Genomic DNA, 18,990 nt, shown 5'->3' with positions numbered 1-18,990 from the left:
AAATTATTGCGTGGCGAGCCAGCTTTTCTGCTCTTTAGTGAGGTATTTCGCCCAGTCTTTCACCATGTCTTCCGTGTCGTTTTCACCTAACAAGGTTTCCTGGCTGCTCTCCTTGACGATCACGGAATTGAAGTAACCCCAGCCCTTCAGGTGGGTCGGCATGGTCAGTGGCACATAGTTGGGATCGTTCAGTTCCTTGAACCAGCCAGCAAATTGCGGTGTCTGGTAGAACGGATCCTGTTCGGCACCTTTGTAGATCGGCAAGGTGCCAACGAATTTTGCCCACGCCAGGTTATTGGTTTTGTTGCTCAGGAAGGTGACCAGCGGCCAGGCGAGATCTTGTTGTTTACCCTGTTTAAACATCGCCCAGCCGGTGTAGCCAATGGTGGGGAAGGCTTTACCCGAAGGCCCGACCGGCATCGGCGCGACAGCAAAATCATCGGCTGCCATGCTGTTTTTGATCGCAATTAATGCGTCAGGGTCCTGATCCAGCATCGCGCATTTACCGGAGTAGAAACCGGAGACGATCTCGTTAAAGCCCCAGTTCACGCTGTCTTTTGGTGCGCCACCTTGCTTATACATGTCCACCAGCAACTGTGCGCCCTTAAGTGCGCCGGGTTGGGTCAGGGTGCTGTTGCCTGCTTTGTCGAAGAAGTCCGGTGAGCCATTCATGGCCGCCATAAACATCATCCAGGCATTAGTGCCACCGACACCGCCGCGCATACAGTAGCCGCTGATACCGTTACCCAACTGACTGATGCGCTTGGCATCGCTGGCGAACTCCTCCATGGTTTTCGGCGGCTCACTTAAACCGGCCTGCTGGAACAGTTTTTTATTCCAGAACAGGGCGCGCAGATAGAAGCCGTAAGGCACCATGGTGGCTTTACCGTTGGCGGCCCGCGCCATGGCCAGAGTTTTGTCGGTTAACTGCGCCGTGCTATCCCAGCTTTTCAGCCGAGGTTCAAGATCCACCAGCATGTTGTTGCTGGCGTAGAGCCCTTGCCAGGTGTCGGGCATTTCTACGACATCGGGCACTTGCCCGGTTTGCAGCATGGTGCCCAGTTTTTCGAATGCCTGACCCCACGGCAGCGAAATCAACTCAATCTCGGTTCCAGGATGTTCTGTTTTGTATTCATCCAGCATTTTCTGCAGCAGTTCAGTGCGCGGCGGGCTGGTGATCACTTCAACCACGGTGAGTTTTGCAGCCATACTGCTGAGCGCTGTACCCAATCCAACGGCTAAAACCAGTGCTTTGAAAGCGAAACGGGTTGTCATTGCAGATTCTCCTGGAGGTGTTTACGCACGCGTGGCGGTAGCAAGGGCCTGTTGCAGGTCGGCCCACAGGTCGTCGGTCTCTTCTAATCCAATTGAGATGCGGATCAAACGCGGAGAGACGCCAAAATCGACAGCAGAGTTGAATTCACTGGCCTGGTTGATGACCGAGATGGCCGGCATTACCAGACTTTCAAATCCGCCCCAGCTGACGCCCATATGGAACAGCTGGAGGGCGTTACAAAAGGCCGGGATATCGATCTGTTCAGTGACTTCGAAAGCAAACAAGCCGCTGTACCCGCGCAGCGTGGACCAAGGCTGTGGCTGGAGTCCCGGATGACACACCGCCGTGACTTGCGGATGGGCGTGCAACCGCTCGGCCAGCGCCATACCGCTTTGATGGTGGTGTTTCATGCGTATAGGCAGCGTGCGCAGGCCGCGCATCAGCAGCGAGGCTTCATGGGCAGAGAGTTTTCCTCCCAGGAACGGGCTGATGTGACGGGCGATGTTGTTGATGTGCTGCTGGCTGGCGATGACCAAACCCGCTACCACATCGCTGTGGCCGCTGATGTATTTCGATGCGGAGTGCACCACGATATCGATGCCACACAGCAACGGCTGCTGGAAGATGGGCGATGCCCAGCTGTTATCGATGATGGTGACGGCGCCAGCATCGCGCGCCAGCGTCGCCAGTTTGTTGAGGTTTAATTCACTCATCACCCAGCTGACCGGGCTTTCCAGATAGAGCAGGCTGGCTCCCGGTAACGCAGCGCGTATTGCCGCTTCGTCATCACCGTCGACAAATTCCGTGGTGATGCCAAACCGCTGGCAGAAGCCGCGCAGGAATCGATAGGTGTCCGGGTAGACGTGATTGACGCATACCACTTTTGCGCCAGGTTGCAGCACGCTGAGGATGGCATTACTGATGGCCGCCATGCCGCTGCCAAAGGCCAGGCACGCTTCTCCGCCTTCTAATGCGGCCACTTTGTCCTGCAATGCTTTAACGGTGGGGTTGTCCACGCGTGAATAGAGCGGTTGGTCACTCTCTCCACGGAAGCGGGCAATCATGCTGTCGTAGTCACTAAAAGTGAACAGCGATGACTGGTAGATCGGCGGCGTGACTGCACCTTTTTCATGACGTGTATCGTGGGTTAATAGCGTTTGTTGCGAGACAGGCTTATCGCTTTGCATTGATTACATCCTTCATGTCGCGTTCAGTGATATCGAGAATTTGATGGCAAATGGCGCGCGCTAAGACGGCATCACGCTGGTTTATGGCATTGAATAGTTGACGGTGCAGGGGGAAGGAGTCGGCGAATAGCGCCTGCTCCGGCGGTGATTCGAAAAACGCATGCATGCTGTCATAGATGCCGTTGAGCATTTGCAGTAGGAGAGGGTTGCCTGCCGCGCGGTAGATGCTGGTATGAAAGGCCCAGTCCTGGATGCCTGCCGACCCGATGGCCAGATGCACGCCCTCCATCTCATCCAGACGATGTTCGATCTCTTTGAGGTCTTCAGCCGTGGCACGTTGGGCTGCCAGTACGCAGGATTCGGATTCAATGATGCGTCGCACTTCCAGCGCGTGCAGCATGTTGACGGAGTCGTTTTTGAATCGCAGCGACAGGAAGCTGTCATTGATGCCGACCTCGGCCTGTAAAAAGGTGCCACTGCCTTTTTTGCGCAGGATGATGCCCAGTGCTTCCCAGCGTTTGAGCGCCTCACGCACGGTGTTGCGGCTTACTCCTAGCTTTTCAGCCAGCACGCGTTCGGGTGGCAAGCGGCTGCCTGGTTGTGCGCCAGATTGCGCCATATAGCGAGTGAGCGCATCGAGGATCAGCGAGTCGCTGCGCGGTGTGGTAATCGGTTGAAGCTCAATCGGTGAATGCATGCTGCCTGCCTTAATTGGTCCAACATCTCTACCAATCTCATAGCAAGCGGTGTGCCATTTATTTTTGTTGTTGAATTAAAAGGATTCTTTAATGAGTGATAAGTAGGCGATCTGAGTTTTACTGGTGCAGTGGAGGGGGATTTGCACAGTGGTGGGACAGGTGGGAGTGAAGAGAGTGGGACCGTGAGAGGCTCTCTGAATTTTTGATGGGCTCATTATCAACAGCGGGTAGGCAGTACAGCGGGTACGCAGTCTGGGGCCGCACAGGGGCCGGCGGTCCTCGCGCCGCTGACGCGGTGCCTTCACTTCACTCGTCTGCCTTAACGGACCGGTGCCGATGGAACATCCATGTTCCAGCGCCACCTTTCGCCCGCGTCCTGCGGGCTCTCCTGGCATACTCTCTCCGTTCAGCGCTGCGGAATGCCTGCCCCTGTGCGGCCCCAGCCTGCTCATCAGCTTTGGTGCGCGTTGTTAAAAACAAACAGGGGATAGCTGATTGTTCATTAGATTTGGTGTGTGTTGTTAAAAACACACAGGGTTATGCTTAGCTGGCATCAAAAATGACATACAGCTTACGCATGGTGTTCTCAATAACCCATGTTCCCTCGGTGTTGGCTTCGAAGAAGAATGAATCACCGGGTTTAAAATTGAGGGTGGCCTCACCATCTGGGGTAAATGAGCCGTTGCCGTTGAGAAAATGCATGATTTCAGCCTGTTTTACCGAGCGGCGATAGGAGCCGACCGCACATTCGAATATGCCTGTATCGATATCTTCTTTGCCCGGAATGACTTTTTGAATGCCAGACAGAGGAATAGTCCCGCTGCCTGGTAAGCCTTCAACTGTGCCCCAGGGTTCCATTTCTTTAATTGCGGCGGCTTGTTCAATTTTTTGCACTTTCATTACGCTATGTTCCCTGACATTAAGTGAAGAGGATGACCTTAAAGGATGTGACTGCGTGATTCAGAATAAAGAATGGGATTGAGACAGAAATGCATTTATCGCCACGTGGATAACACTTTTGCATCGTTATCCACGTGGCTGAAGCAGAAACTTTCGTCGCAGATTACGACGCGGTTTGGCAGCAAGCGCAGGGTTGTGCGGTGGTATTGCCGAGCACGCGGCGCAGGAAATCTTGCGTGCGTGCTTCTTGTGGTCGCAACAGGACGTTTTCGGCTGCACCTTGCTCAACAATCTGTCCGCTGTGCAGGAAACAGACGCGATCGGCCACTTCACGGGCGAATTGCATTTCATGGGTGACGACAATCATTGTCATCCCTTCACGCGCCAGATTGCGCATCACTTGCAGCACTTCGCCGACCAGTTCGGGGTCGAGGGCTGAAGTGGGTTCATCAAACAGGATGGCTTTGGGTTGCAGTGCCAGCGTCCGAGCAATCGCCACGCGCTGCTGTTGGCCGCCAGAGAGTTGGGTAGGCCAGGCGTTAATTTTTTCGGCCAGTCCGACCATTGCCAGCAAGTCTTTGGCGCGTTTCTCGGCAACGTTGCGTGACTCGCCGTTAACGTGAATCGGCCCTTCCATCACGTTCTCTAATACGCTGCGGTGCGGGAACAGATTGAACCGTTGAAACACCATGCCGATCTGGCGTCGCAGGTCATTGATGCTTTTGTGTTTGTTATTCACGCGCTGGCCCAGCACGTTGATCTCGCCACCTTCATAAGTCTCAAGGCCGTTAATGCAGCGTAAAATGGTCGATTTTCCGGAGCCTGAAGGCCCAATCAAACAGACCACCTCACCTTCACTGACGGTAAAACTCACCCCTTTGAGGACTTCGATATGACCAAATTTTTTGTGTACATCGCGTATCTCGATCATCTCAAGCTCCTTTAATCTGGCGTTTTTCCAGCTTTTTAGTCAGCGCCAGCAACGGCATGCACAGCACTAAGTAGAGAAGCGCGACCAGCGTATACACCGTGGTGTTATCGAATGTAGAGGCGGCAATCAGCTGGCCCTGGCGGGTCATTTCGGTGACCGCAATCGTTGAGGCCAGCGCAGAATCTTTTAGCATCATCACCAGGGTGTTACTGAAGGGGGGCAAGGCAACATGAAATGCCTGCGGCAACACCACGCGGCGCATCGCTTTGCCGAAACCCATACCCATTGAGCGAGCGGCTTCCAGTTGGCCACGATCCACCGATTCAATGCCGGAACGGAAAATCTCAGCAATATAAGTCGCAAAACAGAAGGCAATGCCAATCACACTGGCCTGAAAAGAGGTGAGGGTGATACCAATATCGGGAAAAACAAAATAGATATAAAACAGCACCACGATCATGGGTAGACCGCGCGTGATGTTAATAATAACGGCAACGGGCCAGGAGATTATTTTCCACGGACACATTTTTGCCGCAGCAAAAAGTAAGCCCAAAGGAGTACTGATAATCAGCGACAAAAGGGTGATGTAAATCGTCATTTCAGCCCCTTTCAATAAAAAGGGCAGATAAACGTGGATACTGCTCCAGTCCATCATCTTCTCCTGCGTGGTTGCATCACCGGGCAAAATGGGGTGGTGATTTCATTATAATGAATATCGTTGTTAGCGGATTGCTGTCAATGAATACCCTCAATCGAGAGATAGCGTTTACTTATTATGTCCATATGAACAAGCTATAGATTTGAAATTCAGCGAAATCAAAGGCTTTATCAATAATCTGTGAGGTAAAGCCTTTTCATCAAATAAAACGTTGACAGCATGATGCATATTTTCATTATAGTGAAAAAGAACGCCATCCTTTTCATTGCATACAGGAGTGAGATATGTCGGCTAATCGTACCCGGTTAATGATTCTCAGCCTTGCGGCTGTATTCTGTGCTCATGCCAGTGCGGCAGCATTGACGGCGGGGTCGCCCCCTTCCAGTGCCCCAACCACGTTTCTGAATACGCAGACCGGTAAAATCGAGGGCTTTATGCCGGATGTGGCGGCAGAAGTGGCGAAGCGTGAGCATCTGGATATCAACTATACGGCGATACCGTTTTCAACCCTGATTCAATCGGTGATTGCCGGGAAAATCGACATGATTGTGGCCGGGATGACGCCAACCGAAGAGCGGGCGAAACGCATCACTTTCTCTCAACCAGTGACGGCCTTTGGCGCCGGGTTGGTGGTGCGTGATGACAATAAAAAAGCTTATCACTCCTGGCAGGATGTGAAGGGTGAAGTGGTGGGTACGATGGCAGGAACCGACTACACCCAAAGCCTGATGGCCAGTGGTATCGCCAAAGAAGTGAAGGTGTATGACAGCCCTGCAGATATGACGCGTGATCTCTCGCTGGGGCGTATAGCCGCCGGGATGAATGACTACCCCATTCTGAAAGCCCAGGAGAAAGCGGGTGGGTTGAAAGGCATGCATGTGGTGGATGGATATGTGCCGGAGCATGTCTCCCCGATGGCCTTTGGTGTGAAAAAAGGCAACGATGCCTTAATGGCGCAGATTAATAGCGCACTGACCAGCATGAAAGATGACGGCACGTTGCAAACCATTAAAACCAAATGGGGTATGCCGTAATCTGCTCCGCAAGACAACGGCGCGTGATGGGTGACAGGGAATGAAAAAAGAACGAATCAGCGATGAAGTAGCCGGCGCACAGGAAGCGGATATTGGATCGCGCCTGAAACGCATCCGTAAGGCGCGCAATATGACCATTACAGAACTGGCGCTGCTCGCCAATGTCTCCTCGGGTGCGATCAGTCAGATTGAACGCAATCTGACCAATCCAACTGTGCGCGTTCTTGAGCAATTACGGCTGGTACTGAAGGTGCCCCTGACGGCTTTTCTTGAAGAGAGCGAGTCGACGCTGCGCGGCGCTGAGCACTATGTTCGTCGCGCCGTGGAACGCCCGCACTTTAATGTGGGCAAGCGCGGGATATCGAAAGAGATGCTCTCTCCGTCAGGCGATCATGATTTGCAGTTTATGTTCATCAACATACCGCCGGGTGTTCGTTCCGATGAGATGCTGATGGGAAAGGGGGAGAAAGCGGGTCTGGTGATGGAAGGCGAGCTGACGCTGGAGATTGACGGGGATACCGCACTCCTCACGCCGGGTGACAGCTTTCAATTCCAGAGCCACTTGCCTCACAATATTTTTAACCATACCGCCAACGACGCCAGAGTGTTGTGGATTATGCACATCCCCTCTGAACACCATTTATAAATGGCAGGATCAAACAGCATGCGTATCAAGGTTAATGCAGTAGCCGACAGTGAAACGTTTCCTACCGCCGTGGATGTCATCGTCATTGGCGGCGGCATCATTGGCACCTCCGTCAGCTATGAACTGGCAAAGCAGGGTGTGTCGGTCGCCCTGTTTGAGAAGGGCGTGATCGGCGGAGAACAGTCCGGACGAAACTGGGGTTGGGTACGCCAGCAAAACCGCGATCTATATGAATTGCCGATGGCGATACGCAGCCTGCAGCGCTGGGATGCGCTAAGCAGTGAAATCGGGCTTGATTTGGGCTTCAGCCGCCAGGGCATTACCTATGGCACCTTGAGTGAAAGCGATTTGGCGCGCTGGGAAGCATGGGGCAAACAGGCGCAACAAATAGGTTTCGTTAGTCATTTGATGACGGCAAAAGAAGCACGGGATCGCATTGGTGATAATGCCGCCTGGGTCGGCGGCGTGTGGTCGCCGAGCGATGGCAAAGCGGAACCTTCCATGGCCGCGCCAGCGATTGCCACCGGGGCAAAAAATTTGGGTGCTTCGGTGCATCAAAATTGCGCGGTACGGGGTTTGGATATCAGCGGTGGGCGCGTCACGGGCGTCTGGACCGAGCGCGGCTTAGTCAAAGCGAATCGGGTGATTTGCTGCGGCGGGGCCTGGAGTTCACGCTTCTGCAAGCAGTACGGCATTGAGATGCCTAGCGCCAATATTCTCGGCACGGCGTTTAAAACCACTGCTGCGCCGGAGGTGATCAAAGGGTGCCTGAGCACTGGCGGGTTATGCATTCGCCGTCGCCAGGATGGCAGCTACACCGTCGCGCTGTCCGGTCGTGGACAGATCGATCTGGCACCACAAAATATCCGCTATGCCACCAAGTTCTATCCAATGTATCGCAGTAAAATCGCCAAGAAACTCAAGGTGCGGATCAACGGTTCCTTCTTTAATGGCCCAGAAGCGGCGGGTTCCTGGTCTAACCAGGGTATTTCACCGTTCGAGAAGATTCGCGTGCTGGACCCGGCGCCGGACAACGGCATTTTGCAAGAAGCGATGCAGATGCTGGTTCAGCTCTATCCAGAACTGAACTGCATCAAAATCGATCATGCGTGGGGCGGCTGGATCGATACCACGCCCGATTTAGTGCCGGTTATTGACGAGATGGCGAGTGTGCCGGGGCTGTTTATTGCATCAGGATTCAGCGGTCACGGTTTCGGTATTGGCCCCGGTGCCGGTCTGCTGTGCGCGCAGATGGTGAACAACCAACCACTGTTCACTGATGCCACACCGTATAGCCTGGCGCGCTTTGCTAAAGGCAACGCGATTCGCGAACCGCAGATGATGTGAGATGTAATAACGCATCGCGGGTCGCATTTAACTCAGTTTTACCCGCAATTTATGCACTGTAGGGGCGGTTTTTAGGCCTAATGATTGTCAGGTAGGCGACTGACGATTACGCCGTCTGGAGCCGCACCGGGGCTGGCGGTCCTCGCGCCGCTATGCGGTGCCTTCACTTCACTCGTCTGCCTTAACGGACCGGTGGCGCTGGAACATCCATGTTCCAGCGCCACCTTTCGCCCGCGTCCTGCGGGCTCTCCTGGCAGACTCACTCCGTTCAGCGCTGCGGATGCCAGCCCCGGTGCGGCCCCAGCCCGCTCAGAAAAGACAGGCCACTTTATCAATAAGCAGCCTGAGTTCTTTGCTGACAAGCATTGGCCTCAAGGCCGCACAAACTCGCAGCGGATACGCCAAAGCTCGCCCCTACGTTCAACGGTTGGCCTATACACTTTATTGCTAGACATCCAAACGATGAATCACGTTCACAAATTCATGTACGCCGCTGTTGATCTCGCGCAGGCTGCGTGACAGCACGCTGATTTTGTCCTGCTCGGTGACCACGAACTGCTTCACTTCCTCCAGCTGTTGATCCATTTGCTGAATCAATCGTGCATTGTGCTCCACGACTTGGGTAATCTTCTTTGTGGCGCTGGAGGTCGATGCCGCCAGACGACGGACTTCATCAGCCACCACGCTAAAACCACGTCCTGCTTCACCCGCGCGTGCGGCTTCAATAGCGGCGTTTAATGCCAGAATATTGGTTTGCGAAGCAATCAAGTTAATGGTCTCAACCACTTCATTGATGCTTTTGGCCGATTCATTAAGCTGGATACCAATTTCAGTGGCGGCATTGACCTGCACGGCCACCAACCCAGAGTTACGGATGGTCTCTTCCAGCACCTCGTTGGCGTTATCGGTGATTTGGGATGTTTGCCCGGAGGTGGTGAGCGCAATATCGGCCACGCGTTTGGCTGCTTCAACACGTGCAGTGATGTCGGAGGCGATTTTAATGACCTTATATACTTTGCCATCGGCATCCAGTACCGGGTTATAACTCGCCTCTAACCAAATACGTTCACCGCCGGCAGTTTTGCGTTCAAAGCGTCCAACAAAGTGCTGTCCTTTGCCGATTTTTCGCCAGAAGTCAGGATTTTCACGGTAAAAATTATCAAAACAGAACAGACGATGATGCTGACCCACTATCGACTTCAGCTCATAACCCATATGCGTCAGGAAGTTGGCGTTAGCCGTCAGGATATGCCCGTCGGGAGTAAATTCAATCACCGCCATTGAGCGGTCAAGCGCGGTGATCACCGCTTCCTTTTGTTCCAGTTCCTGATGACGTGAGGTGATGTCGGAGGCAACTTTAATCACCTTGTACACTTTGCCCTTGTCATCACTGACCGGGAAATAGGTGGCGCTTAAGTAGAAGCGCTGCCGCTGTTTATTGTAGCGTTCAAAAATGCCGGTTACTGATTCGCCGGATGCCAGCGTTTGCCAGAAAGCGTAATAGTCCGAGGATTGGGCATAAGCGGGACTACAGAAAATACGGTGATGCTGCCCCTGAATTTCATGCAGTGTGTAGCCGGTGACGTCAAGAAATTGCTGATTGGCGCTGAGAATTTCGCCAGCAGGCGAAAACTCAATCCATGCCACATGCTGCTTTATCGCATTGATATCCTTGATGACATCGCCACTTTTATAAAATGGCAGAGAAAGGCTGGATTTCTTCACCCCAAACATGTGTGACCTCAGGCGAGATTATGTCGTTGAACATAATGCGTGCAGCTTGTGCCGCTCCGCTGAATTTCCCTAAGCCGAACACTTCATCTGACGACGGTGTCTCTCTGCGCGCGCGCAGGCAGGGTTTATTGAATTATGTTTGCCTGATGTTGTGATAAGCGAACCGGTACAGGTCCGCTTTGGTAAAATCTACTTAATTATCGGCACGTATTCTAGAAGATTTAATTGAAATACATGAAAAAGGCGATCACTTGCCTGACCCAAGATAAGCCAGGTTTTTCAACCGATCTTTAGGAGGACGCGAGACAATAATGCCAAGTATGCCTCCCAAAATCAGTGCCAGCGCGACAATCAGTAAACCGGAATGATAACTATGGCTCATATCTTTAAGTTTTCCCAACAGTGGGGGCAGGCCTAACCCCACAAAATTGGCCACCGTATTGATGAAAGCGATTGATGCCGCGGCGGCCACCCCTGCCAGCTTCTCTGTGGTCACTGCCCAAAAGATCGGCGTCAGGGCAAAATTGAAACCGACAGTGAGTACCAACAGCACATACGAGAGCCATAAATTTGAAGAATAGATGGCCGCTGTAAGCGCCAGTCCCGAGAAGATAAGTGGCAGCCCCAAATGCCAGCTGCGCTCACGCGTTTTGTCTGAATGACGGCCGTTAAAATACATGAAGAGACAAGCCATGATAAAAGGCACGGCGGAGAGTAAACCGATAACAAAATTACTCTGTTCTAATGCCATGCTTTTAATGATCAGTGGCATAAACAGGGTGATGCCAATCGAACCAAACGCCTGCAGGAACCACACCAGGCTAAGCAACAGTACGGTTCTGTCTTTTAATGCATTAACCCATGAATGATTTTTACCGATCTCAACACCAGCATTATCTTGTTCAAGACGCTGACGTAACCATGACTTTTGAGTTGAATTCAACCATGGCGCGTGTTCTGGCGAATCGGGGAGACGAAACAGTACGACACATCCAAGAATGATCGCCGGAATACCTTCCAGCGCAAAGAGCCAACGCCAACCGGCAATATCTGCTAATCCATGCATATTTAGAATCGCGCCCGATATCGGCAGACCAATGATAGAGGCAGCTACCGATCCCATATAAAAAAATGACATGGCACGTGCCCGATTGCTTTTGGGAAACCAGCACGAAATATAATAGATAATGCCGGGTGCAAATCCTGCCTCCGCCATGCCGAGTAAAAATCGCATAACATACAGTTGGTTAGCGGTATGAATAAACGCCATACCAACACCGACAATTCCCCAAGTGATCATGATTCGCGCAATCCATCGACGTGCGCCCACTTTGGTCATAATCACATTACTGGGGATCTCAAAGAGTATGTAAGAAATATAAAACATCCCAACACCCAGCCCATACATGCTGGTTGAAAGCCCTAAGTCCGCGTTCATTTGTAGGGCAGCAATAGAGATATTGGTTTTATCGAGATTGGCAACGAAATAGCAAATAACGATAAATGGAATAATCTTGCTATTCAGTTGTTTCAGCGTGGAGGTGTACAGATCACTGCTCATATTATCAACCTCAATATTGACTTCAATCTTTTGGCAGCAGGAAACCTACCCGCAAAGCAGGGAGGAATTCAGGTGTTATTATTATTTTTTTAAGCGTGTCATCTAATGCTGGTGTGGGACGGTGCAATATAAAGTGAAAAGAATATAACGAAGATCATTGTAGTACTAAAAATAGTGATTGTACTACAATGTGGATCACAAAACGGACGTCAGGATGTTGAGTGAGGCCGTGATTAAAGACCCGCGCCGCAATGACGCGGGTAAAACCGCACTTAACGCAATTGCTGCGCTATCGCGCTGTACATCAAGGCGGCTTCCAGAGGTTGCGCGCTAAATGAAGGCTCCGCTTCTGGCCAGGTTGACCACTGCACGATCACCAGATTCTCGGCGCGATTGACCATGATGACCTGACCATAGATACCCAATGCCCAGAGTGAGTTTTTTAAACCCTGTGCCGGCGTTGGATCGACATTCTGAGCATTCGCAGGTATCGCATTGTTCCACCACTGATAGCCGTAAATGCCTTCAGGATGCGCCGCACTGACAGAGTGTTGTGCCTGCGTCCAGTGAGCTGCATCGCTAATCCAGTGTTCAGGCAGGATCTGCTTGCCATTTGGCAGGCGACCATCGCGCAGGATAAATTCCCCGAAACGCCCCCAGTCTTCCAGCGTGGCATTGAAGCCATGCGCGCCCACATCATGTTTTCCTTGCTGATAAGCATGCCACACGCCATCGCTGGCCATACCGTTGGGTTGCCATAACGCCTGTTGCAACCAGGCAGCCAGTGACATGCCCGTGGCGCGCTCCAGTACGTCGCCCAGTAGCCATGCACCGCCTGACGAATAAGACCACTGTTCACCCGCTGGATGTGCGCGCTTCAAATGCGTGACGATATCGCGAACACACGCGTAGGTGCCGCTATGGGCTTCGCACTGGGTGAGTTGTGCAAAGTCAGATTTTGGGTTGGTGTAATCTTCGTTCCATGCCACGCCAGATGTGTGCTGTATCAACTGCTTAAGCGTCACGCCATCCCATGCCGTACCCTTTAGTTCTGGTTCGTATCGGGTGATCTTGTCTTCAAGCGAATGGATTTTTCCCTGTTTGATGGCAATACCCACCAGAGTGGAGACCACCGATTTACCCACTGAGCGTGACGTCCACAAAGTAGAATCTGTGTTCCCTGCGGCAAAATATTTGTAAGCCACTTTGCCATTCTTTAGCACCAGCATCCCAGCAACGTTCTGACGCGTGAGGTAATCAGCAAGATGATAGCGGTTGCCTTTTACCTGATAACTGGCGTCAAGGAGTTTTTTAGGGGCTGGTGTGAGAGGGGTTGAAGCCCCGTGATGAAAGACATCACCAGCGTAATTACGATAGTCATTGCGGAAGCCCACGACGCGATCTGTTTGATTCCAGTTAAGCATCTCGCGGGGTGCAGGCAGTTGATGATCAAAAGGAGTCGGGCAGACGCTTAATGCCACGCCACCGCAGTCGGCAGCGGCCGTGGCATAGCTGCAAGCAGCCAGGGAAACAGAGAGCAATAGGGGTTTGATCACGTTGCGTGGTTTCATAAAAATGCCTTAATAATGCAGTTGTTGGTGCGGCGAGTATAGAAATCTGCGGGTTCAGGTTAAAATCAGCCGATGGGGGAATTTCCCCCCTAAAAACAGTGACGGATTGCTCATGAATGCGCTGAATTACTCTTTTTCACAGATTGAAGCCTTCGCTGCAGTCGCGGAGTTCGGCACGGTATCGCGTGCCGCTGAAAAGTTGGGGAAAGACCGAACCACAGTGCGGGATTTGCTTGATTATCTTGAAGATGCGCTGGGTTATACATTGTTCGTGCGTGAAGGACGCAAATTGTCACTGACGCCAAAGGGCGAACAACTGCATCGCCAGGCGCATCTGTTAGTGCGTCAGGCCCATGCCTTCGAAGCGTTCGCCCGGACCTTGCCCGAGCCGCGTACTCAGCAAATTACACTGGTATACGATCCTTTTGTTCCTCGGGCATTTCTGCATGCTCTGGTTAGCGAATGCCGTGCAGCACAAGTACGGTTAAGCCTTTGGTGTGCCTCGCGGGCTGAAGCGGAGAAGGCGCTCAAATCGGGTAAGGCGGATTTGGCGATTTGTCAGGCAGTGAATCGTACGCTGGGCAACCAGCTGGAGTGGCGGGCTTTAGGATCGATAGCATTGAACTTCTACGCAGCGAAGAGTTTGTTTGCCGATCATGCTGAACCCTTAACCTTGCTCAATCTGGCGCTTGAGCCGCAACTGGTGATGCACGCACATGCTGATGAGCAAATTACCCAGCGCCTGCAAATTTCGGGACTTTCACTGTTCATTAACGAGCGCAGTATGCTGCAGAACATGATGGAGCAGGGGGAAGGCTGGGGTTTTTTGCCGACGCATTTTCAGGCGCACACATGGCGACAGGTTCAGGTGCTGAACACGGAAGTCGGCCATCAAGGACTGAATATCACGCTGGTCTCGCTCTGGGCACCGGGCGCCACAAAACACGCTTTTCTTCGTCATACACTTGTTAATCTTCAACAGGTTTGGGACTGCGCTGTAAACAACGCGGATGTGTTACCTAAGTCAAATTAAGCGCATTTAGCTGCGATTTTTGTCTCCTGCAACTGGTTTTACCTCTTCCTTATAACTACACCTTAAACGTCCTTGTTTGCGGCATGCCATCAATTTGAGTGGGGTTTCCGACTCTGAAGGCATGCCTCTTTATTCTGATTTTGCATCGTTGATGCGACCTTGCGGGCGTGCGTTGCTGCGGAACAATGCGCACGGCCACTCTTAAGCGATCAGGAGGTAGCTTCTGATCCATCATGGAGTTGATGATGAAAAACCGTAGATACGCGTTATCGGCTGCCGCTGTGGCCGTAGCACTGATTTCAAGCCCCGCGTCCCATGCCTGGGATAGTCTAACCGTCTTTGGCGATAGCCTGAGTGATAGTGGCAACATCGGCCGCTTCACCGCCGATGGGTCACAACATCCCCTGTATGATGAAATCCTCGCGGCACATTTGGGTGAAAATCTGCAGCCGTCGAAGCTGGGCGGCAGTAACTATGCACAAGGTGGCGCGGTCGCGGTGCCTGAACTTGACCCCCAACTTAACACCCAGGATCAACTCGCCGCCTATCTGCAATCCACCGGCGGGCGAGCGGACAGTAATGGTTTGTATATTCACTGGGTCGGTGCCAATGACATTGCTGCTGCTGTGACCAATCCACTTACCGCAACTGAAACCATCAGTAACAGTGCCGAATCGGCAGCCGCGCAGGTGAAAACATTGCTGGATGCGGGCGCGGGGGCGGTAATTGTGCCTAACGTCCCGCAACTGGGCTTAACGCCCTATATGGTGCAGTTGGTATTAAGCACCTTGGGGAACGCTGCCACCGTGGCGGCTTTTCAGTCCCTGGACAATGCGGCGACGCCGGATGCAGCAGCACGCGATCAGGCAGTCAAAGATGCGTTTAACGTGGCGGCGGGCCAAGTCTCTACGATTCCAGCAGTGCGTGACGCGTTGGCGCAGCAGTTGTATCGCGCGTGGCAGGCGCTGAGTACCCAGGTAACGGCGTTATCCGACGGCTATAACCAGCAGGAAGAGGCGCAACTGGCCGCGTTGAAAGGCAATATTGTGCGCGTCGATATCGCCGGATTGTTCAATGAAGTCATTGCCAATCCCGTTCAGTATGGCCTGAGTAACACCATCGGTATCGAATGTCCGGTGGGCACTTCAGCGGACGCGTGTCAGTCATCCGATGCCGGTTTCAGTACCGCGCAAAATTATCTGTTTGCCGACCGACTGCATCCCAGCCCGGCAGTGCATGCGATGCTGGCCGACTATATCCAGTCGATTCTTGACGCCCCGGCGCAGGTCGCGGCGCTGTCGCAGTCTACGTTGATGATGGCGCGTGATATGCACAATACGCTGGATGGTCATCTGCAACAGCAACGTCGCAATCCCGCCAGCAGCGGACAATTCACCGTATTCGGCGGCTATGCCGGGCAACATTTGGATTATCAAGGAGATGACTGGCTAAATGGTGATGCGAATACCACTAACCTGACATTAGGGATTGGCTATCAGCTGACCGATAACTGGCAAACCGGCCTGCTGTTTTCCAACAGCAATCAACGTATGAATCCGTCCTCTAAATACGATTACAAGCTGCGCGGTAATCTGGTGGCGCTTTATAGCCAGTTAACGCTATTCGAGCAGGGTTGGATCAATGCCGACCTGCATTATGCCGATCTCGATTTTGACAGCATAGAGCGCAAGATCACCATTGGCCCAGCCACGCGCACGGAGCAGGGCAACAGCAGCGGTAAACTGCTGGGGATGCGCGTGCAAACCGGTTGGGATCTGCCATTAGGTACCCATATCACCACCGGACCGGTTGCCAGCTATGCACTGGATTATGGTCGTGTGGGCGGTTACAGCGAAAATGGCAACAGCAGTACCTCAATGCGGTTCTCCGACCAAACGCTGCATTCACAGATTGGTGCGGTTGGCTGGCGTATCGATAGCCAGCAGTGGGTAGTGAATCCCTGGGCGCAAGTGACCTACAACCACCAGTTTGGTGATACCGAATCCACAGTGCGTGCCGGTCTGAAATCCACCCAGACATCGTTCTCGCGTGCGGTAGCAGAAGGGGATAAAAACTGGCTGGATGTGGCGGTGGGGGCCAATGTGCCGTTGGGCAACACGGTTAACGCATTTGCAGGCGTTTCCACCGTTGCCAGTAACAATGATTATCACCAGGTCACGTGGAACCTCGGGGTAAACGCTACGTTTTGACAGTCAGCGCCAGCCATCAGATGGCGGGCGCGCGATTCGCTTTACCGCCGCTTATTGATGAGTGAATGAATCAATAAGCGGCTCAAGACTTCTCATGCTAATAGCCCGGCGTAAAGATGATTATCGTGCCGCCATTAGCCATAATTTCACTGCGATTAATCTGTAAAATATCAGACTGCCGCTGCGCTTTTATTGTGCAATCATTGTCTTGTTTCATCACCATTAATATGCTCATTGTTTCTCCTCCAGTTAACCTGGCACACATCAACACATTAACTATCAGCTACTTATACTCCATGGGTGCAGTTATTTTCTCTTAACATTTAAGGGGTACACCATGGCTTCGACATCGCAAAATACCATCACAGCGACAACGGCACCGGTTATTCAGATAAGCGACATCGCTACTTTAAGGGCCACAGAACCTTCAACCGGAGGGGAATTGGCTACGGTGCTGGAATACACCAAAGGCACCAAAATGGGGGGTGGGGTGTTTGTATATGATGCGACGGATACTACCAGCGTAGATGATGGGGGCTTGGTCTTTGTTACCCCCAATAAAAAACGCTGGAAGCGCTATGTGTTCGATTATAACGCCGTCACCGTTGTGGAATTTGGGGCCGTTGCGGATGGTAAGACGGATTGTATTGAAGCCGTGAAACGTATGTTTGCGTGGTCACAACGGGTTCTGCCCGCCGCTGGCATTCGCTTCACTGCCGGTGTATTCAGCATGTCCACCTTTGACATATCGGATAAAGAGGTTAACCGTTTCAAAGTAAGTGGCGCGACGGTTAACTTTGGCTATTTTCCTACTACCACGCTGGTGTTCAATTGGGAAACGCAACCACGTGGATTGCACTTTTTTAAGGTGAATGCGCGTTACGTGGAAATTTCCGGTTTTGTTGTAAAAGGCATGAGTTCCAATAGTGGCGGTGATGGGGGCACAGCGTTTAATAAAGTCGGATTCTACGCCAATATTATCACCGGCGGTCAGTTCCTGCGTGTGAGTAGTATGGAGTTTCGCTATTTGGGCGGACGTGCATTGGATTTGCTGGATACGCTCGATTGTAAAATCGATCAGTTCTATTCCCGTGGCTGCCAGGACAGTATCGTTTATGCGCGTTGGTCCGATCAGGAACAGGGCGCATGGGATCACAGTACTGCCATCGAACTGTCAAACTTTAATTTACAGGGCGGCACCACCAAACCCGTACTTGATCTGCCACGCTGTACACAATCGTTTATTCGTAATGGCTGGATTGAACACTCCGAGTACGCCGGGGATCTCACCAATGGTCAGTGGGTGATTGAAGGGCTAGCCATTGAATCGACAGACAATCCGCTTAAGCTGGGATATTGTCGGGCACTCATTATTCAAAAAAGCATTCATAATCAAAGTGCTGGATTTGATTACAGCACGACCGGGATTGAACCCTGGACATTGATATCTGAAGGCGATCGCGGAGTGATGGAAATATCGGATTGGGGGGCAGTGATTCAAGGTTCACTCAATTACGATTATATCAGCTCGCAGCACCATATGGATAATCGAACTAAAGATGCTAAATGGTTTTATATAGGCGAATTTAATTTTTCTGACGAAGGTACGCAAATTCATGTGCGCGTCGTAGGAACTTCACAAATATTATCACAAGGTGAAACTCAGGCAGATTACAGTTATCGATCTCCTGAAGGTTGCGCGAACATCTATCTTCAATGTCGTAACGAGGCGAACACTATTGGTAGCTGGTATGGTGAGGGTTCTTGCCCTGTTGCCAAAGTGCATATTGAAGGTGGTTCCACTCGCACCAAGCTGTATGTGAAACTAAATCCTTTCACGGGGTTTGCCACGGCGCAAGTTGAGACCAACGGCAAAGACCGATATCAATCAGGCCTGTGTTTTATTTTTCGTAAAAGTTTTACTGCGTGTTCTGATGCGGAAGCTCAAAAATTTGACGCAGCCCCCATTGTCGCATTCGAACAACACTGGATCGGCAATAGCAAAGTGGGTATAGGATATAACAATAATGATGAATTATTATTGCGTGGGACATTGGTATTAGGGGAGGCAGAAGAGTATTCCCCCGGTAAGTGGCGAACACGACGTTATCTTAAAGTGATGGTAAATGGTGCTCCCTGGAGTATTCCGTTAAACGATGCTGAACATCCCTATATTTAATAAAAATGCCAGCAACTTCAGTTGC

Annotated in this window: 16 protein-coding genes; 6 read left to right on the top strand and 10 right to left on the bottom strand. The window is 51.9% G+C overall.

Going from position 1 to position 18,990, the window contains the following annotated elements; genetic code table 11:
* Positions 1 to 3: 3 nt before the first annotated feature.
* From QMZ30_RS18240 to QMZ30_RS18215, 6 genes are all read right to left on the bottom strand, one after another.
* On the bottom strand, positions 4 to 1,275 hold the full coding sequence (locus QMZ30_RS18240) for an ABC transporter substrate-binding protein (protein ID WP_283228469.1): 1,272 nt from the start codon (positions 1,273 to 1,275) through the stop codon (positions 4 to 6).
* A 21-nt stretch (positions 1,276 to 1,296) separates the two neighbouring features.
* Positions 1,297 to 2,463: a PLP-dependent transferase gene (locus tag QMZ30_RS18235; RefSeq protein WP_283228468.1), complete on the bottom strand. Its 1,167-nt coding sequence runs from the start codon at positions 2,461 to 2,463 to the stop codon at positions 1,297 to 1,299.
* A complete protein-coding gene (locus QMZ30_RS18230; RefSeq protein ID WP_283228467.1) occupies positions 2,450 to 3,160 on the bottom strand; it encodes a FadR/GntR family transcriptional regulator in 711 nt (236 codons plus the stop codon). Before QMZ30_RS18230 ends, QMZ30_RS18235 begins: the two co-directional genes overlap by 14 nt.
* 544 nt (positions 3,161 to 3,704) lie before the next feature.
* Positions 3,705 to 4,061, bottom strand: coding sequence for a cupin domain-containing protein (locus tag QMZ30_RS18225; RefSeq protein ID WP_283228466.1), 357 nt, complete (start codon positions 4,059 to 4,061; stop codon positions 3,705 to 3,707).
* A gap of 163 nt (positions 4,062 to 4,224) precedes the next feature.
* On the bottom strand, positions 4,225 to 4,992 hold the full coding sequence (locus QMZ30_RS18220) for an amino acid ABC transporter ATP-binding protein (RefSeq protein ID WP_283228465.1): 768 nt from the start codon (positions 4,990 to 4,992) through the stop codon (positions 4,225 to 4,227).
* Position 4,993: 1 nt separating this feature from the next.
* Positions 4,994 to 5,644, bottom strand: a complete 651-nt coding sequence (locus QMZ30_RS18215) for an amino acid ABC transporter permease (protein WP_349306836.1) — start codon at positions 5,642 to 5,644, stop codon at positions 4,994 to 4,996.
* 290 nt (positions 5,645 to 5,934) lie between these two features.
* On the opposite strand from QMZ30_RS18215, the gene QMZ30_RS18210 reads away from it, so the two are divergent.
* Genes QMZ30_RS18210 through QMZ30_RS18200 form a run of 3 tightly spaced genes read left to right on the top strand, consistent with a single transcriptional unit; the run spans position 5,935 to position 8,677 of the window.
* Positions 5,935 to 6,684: a substrate-binding periplasmic protein gene (locus QMZ30_RS18210; RefSeq protein ID WP_058973414.1), complete on the top strand. Its 750-nt coding sequence runs from the start codon at positions 5,935 to 5,937 to the stop codon at positions 6,682 to 6,684.
* Between the two features lie 40 nt (positions 6,685 to 6,724).
* Positions 6,725 to 7,330, top strand: coding sequence for a cupin domain-containing protein (locus tag QMZ30_RS18205; RefSeq protein ID WP_283228463.1), 606 nt, complete (start codon positions 6,725 to 6,727; stop codon positions 7,328 to 7,330).
* Positions 7,331 to 7,348: 18 nt separating this feature from the next.
* The gene (locus QMZ30_RS18200) at positions 7,349 to 8,677 is read left to right on the top strand and encodes an NAD(P)/FAD-dependent oxidoreductase (RefSeq protein WP_283228462.1); all 1,329 of its coding nucleotides are present in this window, start codon (positions 7,349 to 7,351) and stop codon (positions 8,675 to 8,677) included.
* 447 nt (positions 8,678 to 9,124) lie between these two features.
* On the opposite strand, the gene QMZ30_RS18195 is transcribed toward QMZ30_RS18200, so the two are convergent.
* From QMZ30_RS18195 to QMZ30_RS18185, 3 genes are all read right to left on the bottom strand, one after another.
* The gene (locus QMZ30_RS18195) at positions 9,125 to 10,411 is read right to left on the bottom strand and encodes a methyl-accepting chemotaxis protein (RefSeq protein ID WP_039332861.1); all 1,287 of its coding nucleotides are present in this window, start codon (positions 10,409 to 10,411) and stop codon (positions 9,125 to 9,127) included.
* Between the two features lie 247 nt (positions 10,412 to 10,658).
* Complete coding sequence (locus QMZ30_RS18190) at positions 10,659 to 11,972, bottom strand: MFS transporter (protein WP_283228461.1); 1,314 nt, start codon at positions 11,970 to 11,972, stop codon at positions 10,659 to 10,661.
* 272 nt (positions 11,973 to 12,244) lie between these two features.
* A complete protein-coding gene (locus QMZ30_RS18185) occupies positions 12,245 to 13,543 on the bottom strand; it encodes a serine hydrolase domain-containing protein (protein WP_283228460.1) in 1,299 nt (432 codons plus the stop codon).
* A gap of 112 nt (positions 13,544 to 13,655) precedes the next feature.
* On the opposite strand from QMZ30_RS18185, the gene QMZ30_RS18180 reads away from it, so the two are divergent.
* Both QMZ30_RS18180 and QMZ30_RS18175 read left to right on the top strand, forming a co-directional pair.
* Positions 13,656 to 14,576 (top strand): LysR family transcriptional regulator, encoded by a 921-nt coding sequence (locus tag QMZ30_RS18180; RefSeq protein ID WP_283228459.1) that lies wholly within the window; start codon positions 13,656 to 13,658, stop codon positions 14,574 to 14,576.
* Positions 14,577 to 14,821: 245 nt separating this feature from the next.
* Positions 14,822 to 16,786, top strand: coding sequence for an autotransporter outer membrane beta-barrel domain-containing protein (locus QMZ30_RS18175; RefSeq protein WP_283228458.1), 1,965 nt, complete (start codon positions 14,822 to 14,824; stop codon positions 16,784 to 16,786).
* 97 nt (positions 16,787 to 16,883) lie between these two features.
* On the opposite strand, the gene QMZ30_RS18170 is transcribed toward QMZ30_RS18175, so the two are convergent.
* Positions 16,884 to 17,021 carry a hypothetical protein gene (locus QMZ30_RS18170; protein WP_283228457.1) on the bottom strand — a complete coding sequence of 46 codons (138 nt, stop codon included), beginning with the start codon at positions 17,019 to 17,021 and terminating at the stop codon, positions 16,884 to 16,886.
* A 102-nt stretch (positions 17,022 to 17,123) separates the two neighbouring features.
* Here QMZ30_RS18170 and QMZ30_RS18165 point away from each other — a divergent pair, with 102 nt between their 5' ends.
* Entirely contained in the window at positions 17,124 to 18,965 is a 1,842-nt protein-coding gene (locus QMZ30_RS18165; RefSeq protein WP_283228456.1) for a putative phage tail protein, read from the top strand.
* The last annotated feature ends 25 nt before the right edge of the window (positions 18,966 to 18,990 follow it).

This window comes from Pantoea sp. EA-12 (assembly GCF_030053355.1).
Taxonomy (GTDB): Bacteria; Pseudomonadota; Gammaproteobacteria; order Enterobacterales; family Enterobacteriaceae; genus Pantoea; species Pantoea vagans_C.
The sequence above is the reverse complement of the archived record's forward strand: the minus strand, read 5'-3'. Positions and strand labels throughout refer to the sequence as shown.

Bases quoted from the DNA above. Each gene is read 5' to 3' on its own strand.
- QMZ30_RS18240 (WP_283228469.1), bottom strand. From the start codon at position 1,275: ATGACAACCCGTTTCGCTTTCAAAGCACTGGTTTTAGCCGTTGGATTG.
- QMZ30_RS18235 (WP_283228468.1), bottom strand. From the start codon at position 2,463: ATGCAAAGCGATAAGCCTGTCTCGCAACAAACGCTATTAACCCACGAT.
- QMZ30_RS18230 (WP_283228467.1), bottom strand. From the start codon at position 3,160: ATGCATTCACCGATTGAGCTTCAACCGATTACCACACCGCGCAGCGAC.
- QMZ30_RS18225 (WP_283228466.1), bottom strand. From the start codon at position 4,061: ATGAAAGTGCAAAAAATTGAACAAGCCGCCGCAATTAAAGAAATGGAA.
- QMZ30_RS18220 (WP_283228465.1), bottom strand. From the start codon at position 4,992: ATGATCGAGATACGCGATGTACACAAAAAATTTGGTCATATCGAAGTC.
- QMZ30_RS18215 (WP_349306836.1), bottom strand. From the start codon at position 5,644: ATGGACTGGAGCAGTATCCACGTTTATCTGCCCTTTTTATTGAAAGGG.
- QMZ30_RS18210 (WP_058973414.1), top strand. From the start codon at position 5,935: ATGTCGGCTAATCGTACCCGGTTAATGATTCTCAGCCTTGCGGCTGTA.
- QMZ30_RS18205 (WP_283228463.1), top strand. From the start codon at position 6,725: ATGAAAAAAGAACGAATCAGCGATGAAGTAGCCGGCGCACAGGAAGCG.
- QMZ30_RS18200 (WP_283228462.1), top strand. From the start codon at position 7,349: ATGCGTATCAAGGTTAATGCAGTAGCCGACAGTGAAACGTTTCCTACC.
- QMZ30_RS18195 (WP_039332861.1), bottom strand. From the start codon at position 10,411: ATGTTTGGGGTGAAGAAATCCAGCCTTTCTCTGCCATTTTATAAAAGT.
- QMZ30_RS18190 (WP_283228461.1), bottom strand. From the start codon at position 11,972: ATGAGCAGTGATCTGTACACCTCCACGCTGAAACAACTGAATAGCAAG.
- QMZ30_RS18185 (WP_283228460.1), bottom strand. From the start codon at position 13,543: ATGAAACCACGCAACGTGATCAAACCCCTATTGCTCTCTGTTTCCCTG.
- QMZ30_RS18180 (WP_283228459.1), top strand. From the start codon at position 13,656: ATGAATGCGCTGAATTACTCTTTTTCACAGATTGAAGCCTTCGCTGCA.
- QMZ30_RS18175 (WP_283228458.1), top strand. From the start codon at position 14,822: ATGAAAAACCGTAGATACGCGTTATCGGCTGCCGCTGTGGCCGTAGCA.
- QMZ30_RS18170 (WP_283228457.1), bottom strand. From the start codon at position 17,021: ATGAGCATATTAATGGTGATGAAACAAGACAATGATTGCACAATAAAA.
- QMZ30_RS18165 (WP_283228456.1), top strand. From the start codon at position 17,124: ATGGCTTCGACATCGCAAAATACCATCACAGCGACAACGGCACCGGTT.